The organism is Caulobacter sp. GW821-FHT11E11, assembly GCF_058808315.1.
In genome coordinates this window covers 15,129-29,271 of sequence record NZ_JBXARO010000011.1, presented here as the reverse complement: position 1 = coordinate 29,271, position 14,143 = coordinate 15,129, and the positions used below count along the sequence as shown (strand labels likewise).

The 14,143-nt window shown below is 68.3% G+C and carries 12 protein-coding genes; 8 read left to right on the top strand and 4 right to left on the bottom strand.

All coding sequences use genetic code 11. The features are described from left to right. Window positions 1-17: 17 nt before the first annotated feature. The 4 genes from AC1RR5_RS23690 to AC1RR5_RS23675 form a co-directional block, all read right to left on the bottom strand. On the bottom strand, window positions 18-2,507 hold the full coding sequence (locus AC1RR5_RS23690; RefSeq protein WP_492925679.1) for an MASE1 domain-containing protein: 2,490 nt from the start codon (window positions 2,505-2,507) through the stop codon (window positions 18-20). 92 nt (window positions 2,508-2,599) lie between these two features. Beyond that, window positions 2,600-2,944, bottom strand: coding sequence for a peptidase inhibitor I78 (locus AC1RR5_RS23685; RefSeq protein ID WP_492925677.1), 345 nt, complete (start codon window positions 2,942-2,944; stop codon window positions 2,600-2,602). Beyond that, window positions 2,941-3,402 carry a DNA polymerase III subunit chi gene (locus tag AC1RR5_RS23680; protein ID WP_492925675.1) on the bottom strand — a complete coding sequence of 154 codons (462 nt, stop codon included), beginning with the start codon at window positions 3,400-3,402 and terminating at the stop codon, window positions 2,941-2,943. Before AC1RR5_RS23680 ends, AC1RR5_RS23685 begins: the two co-directional genes overlap by 4 nt. 2 nt (window positions 3,403-3,404) lie before the next feature. Then, window positions 3,405-4,886, bottom strand: coding sequence for a leucyl aminopeptidase (locus tag AC1RR5_RS23675; RefSeq protein ID WP_492925673.1), 1,482 nt, complete (start codon window positions 4,884-4,886; stop codon window positions 3,405-3,407). A gap of 226 nt (window positions 4,887-5,112) precedes the next feature. Here AC1RR5_RS23675 and lptF point away from each other — a divergent pair, with 226 nt between their 5' ends. The 8 genes from lptF to AC1RR5_RS23635 all read left to right on the top strand — a co-directional run bounded on the left by lptF (window position 5,113) and on the right by AC1RR5_RS23635 (window position 14,118). Continuing rightward, the gene (lptF, locus tag AC1RR5_RS23670) at window positions 5,113-6,252 is read left to right on the top strand and encodes an LPS export ABC transporter permease LptF (RefSeq protein ID WP_492925671.1); all 1,140 of its coding nucleotides are present in this window, start codon (window positions 5,113-5,115) and stop codon (window positions 6,250-6,252) included. After that, window positions 6,249-7,355: an LPS export ABC transporter permease LptG gene (gene lptG, locus AC1RR5_RS23665; protein ID WP_492926015.1), complete on the top strand. Its 1,107-nt coding sequence runs from the start codon at window positions 6,249-6,251 to the stop codon at window positions 7,353-7,355. Before lptF ends, lptG begins: the two co-directional genes overlap by 4 nt. Further along, window positions 7,348-9,762: an LPS-assembly protein LptD gene (locus AC1RR5_RS23660; RefSeq protein ID WP_492925670.1), complete on the top strand. Its 2,415-nt coding sequence runs from the start codon at window positions 7,348-7,350 to the stop codon at window positions 9,760-9,762. Before lptG ends, AC1RR5_RS23660 begins: the two co-directional genes overlap by 8 nt. A 188-nt stretch (window positions 9,763-9,950) precedes the next feature. Beyond that, window positions 9,951-11,297 carry a peptidylprolyl isomerase gene (locus AC1RR5_RS23655; RefSeq protein ID WP_492925669.1) on the top strand — a complete coding sequence of 449 codons (1,347 nt, stop codon included), beginning with the start codon at window positions 9,951-9,953 and terminating at the stop codon, window positions 11,295-11,297. Window positions 11,298-11,299: 2 nt separating this feature from the next. Then, window positions 11,300-12,298 (top strand): 4-hydroxythreonine-4-phosphate dehydrogenase PdxA, encoded by a 999-nt coding sequence (gene pdxA, locus AC1RR5_RS23650; RefSeq protein WP_492925668.1) that lies wholly within the window; start codon window positions 11,300-11,302, stop codon window positions 12,296-12,298. 11 nt (window positions 12,299-12,309) lie between these two features. Continuing rightward, window positions 12,310-13,131: a 16S rRNA (adenine(1518)-N(6)/adenine(1519)-N(6))-dimethyltransferase RsmA gene (gene rsmA, locus AC1RR5_RS23645; RefSeq protein ID WP_492925667.1), complete on the top strand. Its 822-nt coding sequence runs from the start codon at window positions 12,310-12,312 to the stop codon at window positions 13,129-13,131. Window positions 13,132-13,142: 11 nt separating this feature from the next. Continuing rightward, on the top strand, window positions 13,143-13,664 hold the full coding sequence (locus tag AC1RR5_RS23640; RefSeq protein WP_492925666.1) for an SMI1/KNR4 family protein: 522 nt from the start codon (window positions 13,143-13,145) through the stop codon (window positions 13,662-13,664). A gap of 4 nt (window positions 13,665-13,668) precedes the next feature. Further along, on the top strand, window positions 13,669-14,118 hold the full coding sequence (locus AC1RR5_RS23635) for a GNAT family N-acetyltransferase (protein WP_492925665.1): 450 nt from the start codon (window positions 13,669-13,671) through the stop codon (window positions 14,116-14,118). Window positions 14,119-14,143: the final 25 nt, after the last annotated feature.

Here is a 14,143-nt window from a genome sequence, read left to right as displayed (position 1 = left end):
TAGAATGACAACGTTGTCTAGTCGGTCTGTGAAACCGGTCCGGCCAAGGCGCCGGATAGGGTCGACAGCAGAGAGGCCACCGTGAGCGGCTTCGGCGTCGCGCCGTCGAACACCGGGTCCAGCGGCCCCATGCGCACGTCGGCCGAGAAGGCGATGATCGGCGAGCCGGCGCTGGGCCCGGCCTCTGCGCGGATCCGCTGGGCCGCCGAGACCCCGTCCAGCCGCGGCATGCGCAGGTCCATCAGGATGGCGTCGAATGGTGTGGCGGCGGCGGCGGCGACCCCGTCCTCGCCGTCGACGGCCTCGGCCACCTCGACCCCGACCGCCTCCAGCACCGAACGGACCAGCTCGCGGTTGCCGGCATTGTCGTCGACCACCAGCACCCGCACACCCGGCGGTGGCAGGGGCAGATCGGTCTCGCCCTCGATGTCGTCCGCCGCGTCCTGCGACGGTCCGGTCTGGGCCGGGATCTCGAACCAGAAGCGCGCGCCCTGCCCCAGCGTGCTTTCGACGCCGATGTCGCCGCCCATCAGCTCGACCAGCCCGCGCGAAATCGCCAGGCCCAGGCCCGTGCCCCCGTGCTCGCGGTTCAGCGCCGCGTCGATCTGGGCGAAACGGGCGAAGATCAGGGCCTGGTCGGCCTGGGCCACGCCTGGCCCGGTGTCGGTCACGCTCATCCGCAGGCGGCCGGCCTGGATGTCGTACTCGGTCTCCAACCGCACCTCGCCCACCTCGGTGAACTTCACGGCGTTGCCGATCAGGTTCAGCAGCACCTGGCGCACGCGCTCGGGATCGATGAACAGCTCCGGCGGCGCGGTGTCGTCACCCACCGAACGCAGCACCAGGCTCTTTGCGGCCGCGTCGGGGGCCAGCATCTCCAGCACCTCGGACACCAGGCCCGTGATCGCCACGGTGCGCGGGTTCAGGGTGATGCGGCCCTGCTCCAGGCGCGAGAAGTCGAGGATGTCGTTGATCGTCGCCAGCAGGGTGCGGCCGCCGGTGGTGATGCGGTCGACATAACGCTTGCCCCGCTGGCTCAGGCCAGGCTCCTCGCTCAGCAGGTTGGCGAAGCCGATCACGGCGGTCAGGGGCGTGCGCAGCTCGTGGCTCATATTGGCCAGGAACTCGCCCTTCACGGCGGCGGCCTGCTCGGCCTCGGCGCGGGCGGCGCGCAGGTCCAGCTCCAGCGTCTTGCGGGCGGTGACGTCGCGGATGATGTCGGTGATGCCGGTGGGCGCGCCGGTGACCGGATCGCAGGCCAGGGTCGGACGCGATTCCAGCCAGATCATCCGGCCGTCCTGGCGGAAGGCGCGGTACTCGACCGTCTCGGCCGGCGGCGCGGTGACGCCCTGCGGGCAATCGCGCTGCAGCTCGACCACGCGGCGGATCGCAGCCCGGTCGTCCTCGTGCAGGATCTTCAGATACCGCGTGCCCAGCAGCTCTTCGGGCTCGTAGCCCAGGATCGTCCGGGCGGCGGGCGACATGTAGTTCATCTGCCCATGCAGATCGCTGTGGGCGATGATGTCCAGGGCGCTCTCGGCCAACAGGCGGTAGCGGGCCTCGCTGCGTTCGGCCTCGGCGCGGGCCTCCTCGACATTGGCCAGGATGGCGCGGCGCTGGCGTTGAAAGGCCGCGACCGGCAGGCTGACGAAGATCGAGACGGCCAGGAACAGCTGCAGCACCGTCGACTGCGTGCCCGTCCCCGACAGGATCAGGTGGATTGGACCTCGGCCGGCGATGGTCAGGATCAGGGCGATGGCGGCCACGAGGACCGCGCTCAGCGCCGCGCCCAGCACCTCCTGGCGCCAGGCGACGAACAGCATCGCCGGCGGCACCAGGAACAGCAGCGGATATTTGCCCTGGGCGAAGACCACGACGGTCATCAGGCAGCAGATCACGATCGACAGCGCGCCGTCGCGGGTCAGCGGCCGCTCGCGCAGATAGAGCCCAGCCTTGAAGAACACCAGCAGGCACGGCCCGATGGTCAGCATGCCCAGGATGTCGTTCAGCACCCAGCCGATGACATTCGGCACGAGTTCACCGCCGCGCAGCACCGTGTGGATCGACGAGGCGACCGTGCCCACGATCGCGGGGGCCATGAAGCCGCCCAGCAGCACGAAGGCCATCATGTCGCGCGGCCGGCCCAGGTCGATCCACTCGCCCGTCACGCGCCGCACGGCATAGGCGGCCAGCAGGCCTTCCGACAGGTTCAGGCTGACCAGCATGGCATTGACGACCGAACTGTCGCCCGCGTGCGCGCCGGCCGTCAGCGCGCCGACGGCGGCGCCGATCAGCAGCGCCGGCCAGCGCCGCGACGGCGATGACAGCAGGCACGCGGCCAGGAAGCCGTTCGACAGCCAGATCGGCGTGACGTGATTGTAGGCGCGGGGAATTTCAACGCAGAGATAAGCGAGAAACGCGAAGCCGAACGCGACGCCCAACGCCGCGAGAAGCGTGGCCGCCAAGTCGTTGCGGGTTCTGGGTCCGATCGTCGGTTGGTCGACCATGCTCTGAACCAGCCGGTCTTAAGAATCTCCGGCCGTCGAGTTATTTCATCTCAGACGCACGGAAGCCAGAAAAGCTTAGGAGAACGCAGTTCTCAGCCGCATTTGACTTCCTGGACAATTCCAGTGTCGGCGTTGAACAGGATGTTCAACCGGTCGGCGCGGAAGTCCATGGTCACAGGACAGGTCGTGCAGGCCACGCGCCAGCGCGACGGGTCGACTGGGGCCGGTAGGCTGGTGCGCGGCTTGCCGACGAAGGCTTGGGCGTCCTTCAGGCCGCACTGGTCCTTCTCGGCGTCGGAGGCCGGCGGCTTGGCCGGCAGAGCGATGGCCGGCGGCGCCGTGGGGGTGCTGGGCGGCGGCGGCGGGGCCGGCTCCGGCGCGCTGGAACAGGAGGCCAGGACCAAGCCCAAGACGACGGCGGACAGTACGCGCTTCATGCCTGCTTCTCCCAACCGCGTTCGGCGCCCTGGCGCCAATAGGATACCGGATGTCCGGCTTTCTTGAAGACGGACCAGCGTCCGCGCGCCATGGCCAGCGCCTCGTCATTCCTGCCATCGAACAACAGGATGCAGCGCGAAACCCCTGAAAGATCTCCAGGTTCTGCCCCATCGATGAGGAACAGCGCGTCCCCGGCATTGGGGTTCCCGTCCTCGCCGGTCAGCAGCACCGGCTGCCGCTCGGCCATCGGCTCGGAGGCCAGCCCATGCGGCAGGAAGCTGTCCTCGCGATAGGTCCACAGGTGCTGGTCCAGCGCTTCGATGCGACGAGGATCGCCCCCGCGCACCAGCGCCTTCCAGCCCCGCCCCAGGGTCTTCTCCAGCAGCTCAGGCAGCACCGCCTCGAGCGGCGAGCGCTCCAGGTGGTAGAACCAGACCTCGCAGGGACCCGCCGTCATGCTCAGCTTTCGTAGGCGTCGGCGACCAGGCGGTTCAGCAGACGCACGCCGTAGCCGGCCGCGCCGTCCGGCACGGTCGGATCGGCCGACGGCTTCTTCCAGGCCACCGAAGCGATGTCGAGGTGCGCCCACGGCGTGCCGTTGACGAACTTCTGCAGGAACAAGCCGGCGGTGATCGAACCGGCCGGACGGCCGCCGATGTTCTTCATGTCGGCGATCGGGCTTTCGATCTGCTTCTCGTAGGCGGCCGGCAGCGGCAGGCGCCACAGCGGCTCGCGCTCGGCCTTGCCGGCGCTGAGAAGTTTATCCGACAAGCCGTCGTTATTGCTGAACAAACCGGCGTAGTCATGACCCAGCGAAATGATGATCGCGCCGGTCAGCGTGGCCAGGTCGATCATGAACTGCGGCTTGAAGCGCTCCTGGCAATACCAGAGGGCGTCGGCCAGCACGAGGCGGCCTTCGGCGTCGGTATTGATGACCTCGATGGTCTGACCCGACATCGAGGTGACCACGTCGCCCGGACGCTGGGCGTTGCCGTCGGGCATGTTCTCGACCAGGCCCAGGATGCCGATGGCGTTGACCTTGGCCTTGCGGCCGGCCAGGGCGTGCATGACGCCGGTCACGGCGGCCGCGCCGCCCATGTCCCACTTCATGTCTTCCATGCCGTCGGCCGGCTTGATCGAGATGCCGCCGGTGTCGAAGGTGACGCCCTTGCCGACGAAGGCGATCGGCTGGCTGGCCTTGTCGGCCCCGCCCAGCCACTTCATGACCACCAGCTGGCTCTCGCGGCGGCTGCCCTGGCCCACGCCCAGCAGGCTGCCCATGCCGAGCTCGGCCATCTGGGCCTCGCCCAGGATCTCGACCTCCAGGCCCAGGCTTTCCAGGCTCTTGGCGCGGGCGGCGAACTCTTCCGGATGCAGGATGTTGGCCGGCTCGGAAACCAGGTCGCGGCTGAACACGATGGCGTCGGCCAGGGCCGACAGCGGCTCATAGGCCTTCTGGGCCTTGACCGGATCGGCGGCGGCGACCTTGACCACCTGGACGGAGGGCTTCTTCTCGGCCTTCTCGGTGGTGCGGTACTTGTCGAAGCGATAGGCGGCCAGGCGAGCGCCGAACGCGGCGCGGGCGGCGCTCTCGGCGTCGGCGCCCAGCTTGAGGACAAGTTCCGTGACACCAGAGCCCTTCACGGCCTGATAGGCCGAGGCGGCGGCGGTCTCGACCGCTTCCGGCTCCACCGCGCCCGAACCGTCGACGCCGACCAGCACCAGGCGGGCGGCTTCCAGGCCGTGCGGGGCGACGACGTCCAGGGTCTGGCCCTTGGCGCCGGTGAAGCGGCCGCCGGCGATGGCGCGCGCCAGGGCGCCGCCGGTGGCCTCGTTGGCCGCCTTGGCTTCCGGCGAGAGGGCCGCGCCCTCATGGGCCAGGACCGCGAGGGCGGCCGTGGCGCCGGCCTGGGTGTCGACGGGGACGAACTCGATACGCATGCCGCGCTCCTGCATCTGGGCGACTTCTAACTGGCGCGTCACGACGCGCTGCCGCTCATCTCGAACTAGGCGGCATAGTCCAATGCCGCGCCATAGAAAAGGCTCCGTTCGCCGCCACTCGGCATGGCCAAGTTAGGTCCCTAGTTGTGCCGACGCGAAGCCCCCGTGTAGAACGACCCATCTTCGGGGTTCGTCCCACGAATCCAACCGCCCCGAACGCCCCGTAATGCGCCTCATAGAACGCTATCTTTTCCGCCAGTTGCTGGGTCCGACGCTGCTGGCGACGGCGGCCTTGGTGGCGCTTGCCCTGCTGGCGCGCAGCCTGTCGGAATTCGACGTGCTGGTGGAGCAGCGCCAGAGCGCGCTGGTGTTCCTGAAGATCATCGTGCTGGCCCTGCCGCAGCTGTTCAGCATCATGATGCCTCTGGCCCTGTTCGTGGCCGCGCTGGTCGCGCTGAATCGTCTGCACACCGAGCAGGAGATCGTCGTCTGCTTCGCCGGCGGCATGAGTCGCTGGAGCGTCATCTCGCCGGCCATGCGCCTGGCGATCTTCGCGGCGCTGATCTCGCTGATCTCGGGCCTTTGGCTGCAGCCTTGGAGCGCCCGCCAGATCCGCGAGACCGCCTTCGAGATCAAGACCGACGTCGCCTCGACCCTGGTCCAGCCCGGCCAGTTCACCGAGCCGGGCCCCGGCCTGACGGTCTATGCCCAGTCGATCGATCGCGACAACAAGATCCAGAACCTGTTCATCCATCAGGAACTGCCCAACGGCGCGGCCTCGACCTATTCGTCGCGCGAGGCCGAGATCGCCACCCGCCGGGGCGAGCCGGTGCTGATCATGCGCCATGGCTCCAACCAGCAGTTCTCGCGCCAGGGCGTGCTGCAATACACCTCGTTCGACGAGTACACCTTCGACCTGTCCAGCCTGTTCAAGACCGACGAGCTGCTGCACTACAAGATCGCCGACCGCTATCCGCACGAGCTGTTCTTCCCGGACATGACCCAGGAATGGGAGCAGCGGAACAAGGGCAAGATGCTGGCCGAGGGCCATTCGCGCTTCGCCGGCCCCCTCTACAACATCGCCCTGATGACCATGGCCCTGGCGGCCGTTCTCGGGGGCTCGTTCAGCCGCATGGGCTATGGCAAGCGGATCGCCGCCGTCGGCGCGGCCGCGGGCGTGGTGCGCATCGTCGGCTTCGGCGTGCAGGCGGCCTGCGAGGACAGCGCCTGGCTGAACGTCCTGCAGTACCTGGTGCCCCTGGCCGCCATGTGGTGGGGCCTGGCCCAGATCTTCCGCGAGAAGGTCACCACCCGTCGCAAGGCCAGGCTGGCCCGGACGCGCCCCGCAATGTCGGGAGCCGTCTGATGCTGACCATGGGCATGCTGGAACGCTACGTCCTCAAGCGCACCATGAGCGCGCTGATCGGCGCCCTGGCGGTGCTGGGCGCGATGGTGATGCTGATCGCCTTCGTCGACATCGCCCGCAATGTCGGCACGCGGGCGGACGCGACCTTCTTCCAGCTGCTTTACCTGACCATCCTGCAGGCCCCGGCGACCATCCTGATCCTGGCGCCGTTCGTGTTCCTGTTCGGCACCATGTGGGCCTTCGTCGAACTGAACCGGCGCAGCGAGCTGATCGCCATGCGCGCGGCCGGCGTCTCGGCCTGGCGGTTCATCATGCCGGCGGCCTCGTCGTCGTTCGTGATCGGCCTGCTGACCATCACCCTGCTCAACCCGCTGACGACGGCCATGACGGCCAAGTACGAAAGCGAGCGCGACGCCGTGATGAACGGCTACCTGAAGGAAGCCCCCAAGGGCACCTGGCTGCGCCAAGGCGACGACAAGACCCAGATCGTCATCCGCGCCCGGGCGCGCGAGTTGGTCGATGGCTCGGTGCGTCTGAAAGGCGTGTCGCTGTTCGTCTATGCCCTCAACAGCAAGGGCGTCATGGACTTCACCCGCCGGATCGAGGCCAACGAGGCGCGGCTGGAGCCGGGCTTCTGGCGCCTGACCGGCGTGCGCGAGGCCACGCCTGGCGCCGGCGCGATCCGCTCCGACAGCCTGTCGATCCCGTCGAACCTGGACGACCGCACCGCGTCCGAGCGCTTCAACACGCCGTCGGCGGTGGCCCTGTGGCGCCTGCCGGCCACGATCGAGCGCACCGAGGACGCCGGGTTCTCGGCAGCGCCGTTCAAGCTGCGCCTGCAGCAGGACCTGGCCACGCCGCTGCTGTTCGCGGCGATGTCGGTACTGGCCGCGGCCTTCTCGCTACGCCTGATGCGGCTGGGCGGCCTCGCCGCTCTGGCCGGCTCGGGCGTCGCGCTGGGCTTCGGATTCTTTTTCTTCAACGAGCTGTGCAGCACCTTGGGCAAGGCGGACGTTCTGGCCCCGTTCATCGCCGCATGGACGCCGCCGACCGTCGCGCTTTTGGCGGGCTTCACTTTGCTTTGCTATACGGAAGATGGGTGAGTCATTGCGCTCAGGGACAACCATGACTGAAACGCGCGTCCGCGCATCGTCCGTCTGCCGTAAGCTGCTGCTGAGCGGCGTGACGTGGCTGGCGTTCGCGTGCGCCGCCCATGCCCAGCAGAGCCTGGTCAACATTCCGCCGACTCCGGTGGTCCCCGCCGCGCCGTCAGACGGCCTGGGCGACGAGGGCTATTATCTGGAATCCGACCTGCTGATCCGGGACGACAAGAACCAGATCATGACGGCCCAGGGCTCGGTGCAGGCGCGCTACCAGGGCCGCACCCTGCGCGCCGACCAGGTGATCTACGACGCCAAGACCGGCTCGGTGACCGCCGACGGCCATGTGCAGGTGCTCAATCCGGACGGCACGGCCGAGTTCGCCGACCACATGGAAGTCGACAAGGACTTCAAGGCCGGCTTCGCCCAGAACTTCGCCGCGCGCCTGGACCAGAACATCAAGATCGCCTCGGTCACCGCCGTGCGCCGCAACGCCAACATCCAGGAGCTAAACAAGGCGATCTACACGCCTTGCGAGGTCTGCGCCGAAAAGCCGACCCCGACTTGGTCGGTCCAGGCCGACAAGATCGTCCAGGATAAGCAGAAGCAGCTGATCTACTACAAGAACGCCACCATCCGCCTGTGGGGCGCGCCGATCCTGTACATGCCGCTGTTCTGGCACCCCGATCCGTCGGCCAAGCGCAGCTCGGGCTTCCTGGCGCCCAAGATCGACTTCTCCAAGGGCCGGGGCATCTCGTACAACCAGCCCTATCTGTACGTGATCTCGCCGTCGTCGGACGTCATCGTCTCGCCGCAGATCAACAGCCAGGTGAATCCGTTCGTCAACGTGAACTACCGCAAGCGCTTCTACTCGGGGATCCTCGAGGCGCGCGGCGGCTTCACCTACGACAAGGACTTCGACATCCGGGGCGACCGCTTCGGCCAGGCCACGGCCCGCAGCTACATCCTGGCGAACGGCAAGTTCGACATCGACGAAAAGTGGAAGTGGGGCTTCTCGGCCGAGCGCGTCTCCGACGCCCTGCTGTTCGACAAGTACAAGGTCAACGACGTCTACCAGCAGCGTGGCCTGTTCACGAGCGACGACCATCGCCTGGTCTCGCAGCTGTACGCGACCCGCCAGGACCAGCGTTCGTGGTTCTCGGTCTCGGCCGTCTCGGTCCAAGGTCTGCGTGTCGTCGGCACCAGCGCCACCGGCGCCGCCAACGCCTTCGAGAACAGCGGCGCCTTCCCGCTGATCGGCCCGCTGGTCGAAGCCCGCTGGGAGCCGAACGCGCCGGTGCTGGGCGGCCGCCTGCGCCTGCAGGGTTCGGGCGTGATGCTGAACCGCTCGGAGTCGCAGTACGGCGAAGCCCCCTACTTCCTGCCCACCTACAAGGGCCAGGACGGCGTCGACTCCAGCCGCGCCAGCTTCAAGGCCGACTGGCGCACCAGCACGATCGTCGGCAACGGCCTGAAGATCTCGCCCTTCGCCCAGGCGCGCGGCGACGCCTATTCGATCAAGACCTACGTCAGCCCCGCGGCCGCGGCCCTGGGCGATGAGTCCAAGGACACCTACACCCGCGCCCTGGGCGTGGGCGGCGTCGACTTCAGCCTGCCGTTCTACAAGCCGCTGTCGAACGGCGGCAGCGTGGTGCTGGAGCCCCTGGCCCAGGTCGCCGTCGGTTCGGACAGCTCGCGCGTGAAGACCGTGGTCGCCCGCAACGGCGCGACGACCTACCTCTACAACGAGGACAGCGCGACGCTGGAGTTCGACGAGACCAACCTGTTCCAGGCCAACAAGTCGCCGGGCTTCGACCTCTATGAGGGCGGCCAGCGCCTGAACGTCGGCGGCCGCGCCACCTACAGCCGTCCCGACGGCCGTGGCGGCAGCATCCTGGTCGGCCGCAGCTTCCGCTCGGAATTCGACCCGCTGCTGCCGGCCCGCACCGGCCTGCAGAGCAAGTCGTCGGACTGGATCGTCACCGCCACGGTCACGCCGGTCCGGGGCATCAACGCCTTCGTCCGCACGCGCCTGGACGCCCAGACGCAGGAGATCCACCGGATCGAAACCGGGGTCGACGCCTACACCAAGCGCGGCTGGGGCTCGATCCGCTACCTGAAGGACGAGATCGACTCGAACGGCGCCCGCCAGGAGAGCTTCGAAGCCCGCGGCGAAGTGAAACTGAGCAAGCGATTCTCGCTGACCACCTTCGGCCAGCGCGACATGGTCCAGGATGTCTGGCGTCGTCGCGACGTCGGCGTGGCCTATCAGGACGACTGCATTCGCATCGACGTGATCTACCAGCAGGAAGACCGATACGCCTCGACGGCGACTGGTCTGCGGCTGCAGCCTGACCGTACGATCGTGTTCCGCCTAACGCTCGCCACATTAGGTGATACAGGGTACTGAGTGACCGCGCCTGGGGGGCGTGCGGGGCAAACCCGCATGTCAGACGGGCGTGTCTTGGGGGCGACGGCCGAAAGGAAATCGCCGGACAGGCGATCGCCGCCCCTTAAAACATGATAATCGACCGCGCTTCCGCAAGGGGGCGGACCCGGTCTAGAGGAACGACACTATCCATGCGGTCTGCGCGTAGCGTGACGACTTTCGCGGCCGGCGCCGCGTCCATTTTCGCCCTGACCGTGGCGAGCCTCGGCCTGCCCGCTTTCGCGCAGACCCAGGAGGCCGCGCCGCCTCAGGTCGACGCCCCGCCGGCCGCCGCGCCGGCGCAGCCGGCTGCGCCCCAGCCGCTGCAGGAAAGCGTCGCCGCCGTCATCAACGACGAGATCGTCTCCAGCTACGACCTGATGCAGCGCATGCGCCTACTGATGGCCACGTCGGGCATGCAGCCGACCCAGGAGAACCTGCCGCAGATCGAGCAGGAAGCCCTGCGCTCGCTGGTCGACGAGCACCTGCAGATGCAGGAGCTGCGCCGCGTCGAGAAGCAGCAGAAGATCACGATCATCTCGACCGACAAGGAAGTCGACGAGCAGATCGCCGACATCGCTTCGTCCAACAAGATGAGCGCCGACCAGCTGAAGCAGTCGCTGGTGCAGCAAGGCATCGGCCTGGACACCTGGCGCGCCCAGCTGCGCGCCGATAGCAGCTGGCAGTCCTGGATCCAGGGCCGCTACGGCTCGCGCCTGCGCATCGGCGAAGACCAGATCAAGGCCTACCAGCGCCGCCTGGCTGATTCGGCCGCCAAGCCGCAGTACCAGATCAGTGAAGTCTTCCTGGATGCCAACCGCGTCGGCGGCATGGAAGTCGCCATCAACGGCGCCACCCAGCTGATCGGCCAGATGCAGCAGGGCGCGCCGTTCGCGGCCGTGGCCCGCCAGTTCTCGGGCTCGGCCACCGCGGCCAACGGCGGCGACGTGGGTTGGGTGAACCAGGGCGAAATGCCTTCCGAGGTCGACGCCGCCCTGGAGCAACTGCGCCCCGGCCAGCTGTCCAAGCCGATCCAGGTCAAGGACGGCGTCTACATCATCTATCTGCGCGACAAGCGCGCCGGCTCCAAGACGGCGATCGTCGACCTCAAGCAGGTCGCCGCCCCGCTGGCCGCCGACGCCAACGAGGCCCAGATCGCCGCGGCCACCAAGCTGCTGACCGACCTGAAGCCCAAGATCTCGAGCTGCCAGACGCTGGAAACGGCGGCCGGCAAGGTCGATGGCCTGGTCGCCGGCGACCTCGGCGAGGCCGAGATCACCGACCTGGCTCCGGCCTTCCAGGACGCGGCCAACAAGCTGGATGTCGGCCAGGTCTCGGACCCGATCCGCACCGACGCCGGCATGCACCTGATCGCCGTCTGCGGTAAGCGCCAGGGCGGCGCCAACGCGCCGAACCACGACCAGATCGAGAACCGCCTGCGGGGCCAGCAACTGGCGCTGATCGCCAAGCGCTACCTGCGCGACCTGCGCAACCAGGCCACCATCGAGACCCGATAGGCGTGATACGGCCCCTCGCCCTCAGCGCCGGTGATCCCGCCGGTGTCGGCGCGGAGATCATCGCCAAGGCCTGGGCCGCCCTGCGCCAGGACGGCCCGCCTTTCGTCGTGGTCGGCGACGCCCAGCTGCTGGCCTCGGCCGGCGGCGGGGTGAAGGTCCGCACCGTGACGCGAGCCCAGGACGTCGCGGGCATGTTCCCCGAGGCCCTGCCGGTCATCGACATCCCCCTGCTGTCCCCGGTCGTCGCGGGCCAACCCTCTCCGACCTATGCGCCGCAGGTGATCCGCTGGATCGAGACCGGCGTCGGCCTGGCGCTGTCGGGCGCTGTTTCGGGGCTGGTGACGGCTCCGATCGCCAAGGCCCCGCTATACGAGGCCGGCTTCAAGTTTCCCGGCCATACCGAGTTCCTGGCTGAGCTGACCATGACCGAGGCGATGGACGGCGCCCGCGGGCCGGTGATGATGCTGGCCGCCGGCGACCTGCGTGCCACCCTGGTCACCATCCACACCGCCCTGGCCAAGGTTCCGGGCGCGCTGGACGTGGAAAGCATCGTCAACAGCGGCCTCGTCACCGCCCAGGCCCTGCGCCGCGACTTCGGCATCGCCCAGCCGCGCCTGGCCATCGCCGCCCTGAACCCACACGCGGGCGAAGGCGGGGCGCTGGGCCGCGAGGAGATCGAGATCATCACCCCAGCCGTCCGCGCCCTGCAGGACCTGGGCGTCGACTGCTTCGGGCCGGCCCCCGCCGACACCCTGTTCCATCCGGAAGCCCGCGTCCGCTACGACGGCGTTCTCTGCATGTATCACGACCAGGCCCTGATCCCGGTCAAGATGCTGGACTTCTGGGGCGGGGTGAACATCACCCTGGGCCTGCCGATCGTGCGCACCTCGCCCGACCACGGCACCGGCTTCGACATCGCTGGACGCGGCATCGCTCGTCCCGATAGCCTGATCGCCGCCATCAAGCTGGCGGCCGACATCGCCGCCCGTCGCGGCGCCTGAGAGAACCTGAGATGAGCCTGGCCGACCTGCCGCCCCTGCGCGAGGCCCTGGAGCGCCACGACCTGATGGCGCGCAAGAGCTTTGGCCAGCACTTCCTGCTGGACCTGAACATCACCCGCAAGATCGCCCGCCTGGCCGACGTCCATGAGGGCGACACCGTGGTCGAGGTCGGCCCTGGCCCCGGCGGCCTGACCCGCGCCCTGCTGGAAACCGGCGCCCGCGTTGTGGCGATCGAGAAGGACAGCCGCTTCCTGCCTCTGCTGGCCGAGCTGTCCGAGGCCGCCGACGGCCGCTTGGAGCTGGTCGAGGGTGACGCGCTGAAGGTCGACGGCGCCAAGGCCGCCGGCAGCGTCCCGGCCCATGTCGTCTCCAACCTGCCCTACAATGTCGGCACCCAGCTGCTGATCAACTGGCTGACGGGTCCGTTCCGCCCGCTGTCGATGACCCTGATGTTCCAGAAGGAAGTCGCCGAGCGCATCGTCGCACATACTGACGATGATGCTTACGGCCGCTTGGCCGTGATCTCTCAGGTGCTGTGCGACGCCAAGACGGTCATGGACCTGCCGGCCAAGGCCTTTACGCCGCCGCCGAAGGTCGCTTCGGCCGTGGTGCGCCTGGTCCCCAAGGCCGATCCGCCGCCCGCCGACGTCATCGCCGCCCTGGAACGCGTCACCGCCGCCGCCTTCGGCCAGCGCCGCAAGATGCTGCGCTCCAGCCTCAAGGGCCTGGGCGGCGCGGACCTCTGCGAGAAGGCTGGCGTCAGCCCCGACGCCCGGGCCGAGGTCATCGACCTGGCCGGGTTCTTGGCGCTGGCAAAGGCGACCCTGGGCTAGGAGAGATCGTCATGTGGGCAGAGATCATCGAGCGGATCGCGGCGCGGTCACCAGACGTCCTTCCCACCCTGAACCCTGCAGCCTCGCCCGATCAGATCGCCGCCCTGGAGCAGCGGGTCGGCGCGCCGCTGCCGGACGCCTTCAAGCATTATCTCGCCATCGCCAATGGCCAGAACGATCTGGGCGCCGAGCACGCCCTCCTCGAAGACAACCGTTTCCTGCCCATCGACGAAATCATCGAGACGATGGATCTGATGGAGGACCTGTTCGGCGACGAAGAGCCCATCGCGCACATCGTCGAGAACCGAATCCAGCCGGCGCTGTGGGACAAGCTCTGGGTTCCGTTCGCGGCGTTCGATGGCAGCCCTCGGCTGATCCTCGACCTGCATCCTGGCCGCAACGGCGCTGACGGACAGATCCTGCTGCATTTTCCCGGTGTCGACCTGGAAGACGACGGCACAGTGATCGCACCCGGCTTCGCGCAATTCTCCGCCGACCTGTTGCGGGACCTGACGAACGCGCCCACCTCCTGAGCGCATGTCGAACCGATACGGCCTCTCGATCAGAACCGCCCAGATCGGCGATGCGGATGGCCTGGCCGAACTGCTTTCGACGTCCGGCCAGACCGTCGGCAAGGACCGGCTGGCGCAGCGCCTCATGGCCCTCCTGGACCAGCCCGGCGCCCTGCTGATCGCCGACGAGTGGGGACCGCCCTCGGGCGTCATCGCGGTGCACTGGCATGCCGTGCTGACGGCCGATCTGAAGGTGGGATCGATCTCCACCCTGCTCGTCGCCCCGGAGCGCCGCCGCAACGGCATCGCCCGCCTGCTCCTGAAGGCGGCCTCCCAGGCGGCGCGATCGGCGGGATGCGGCGAGCTTCTTGTGGAGGCGCCAGAAACAGCGGACGACCTACGCGTCTTCTGCCTGGCCACGGGCTTCGAGCAAAGCGGCGAAACCTTCGCCCGCGCGCTGCGCAAGCGTGCCTAACAAGCTTCAGCTTAGGTTCATCTAG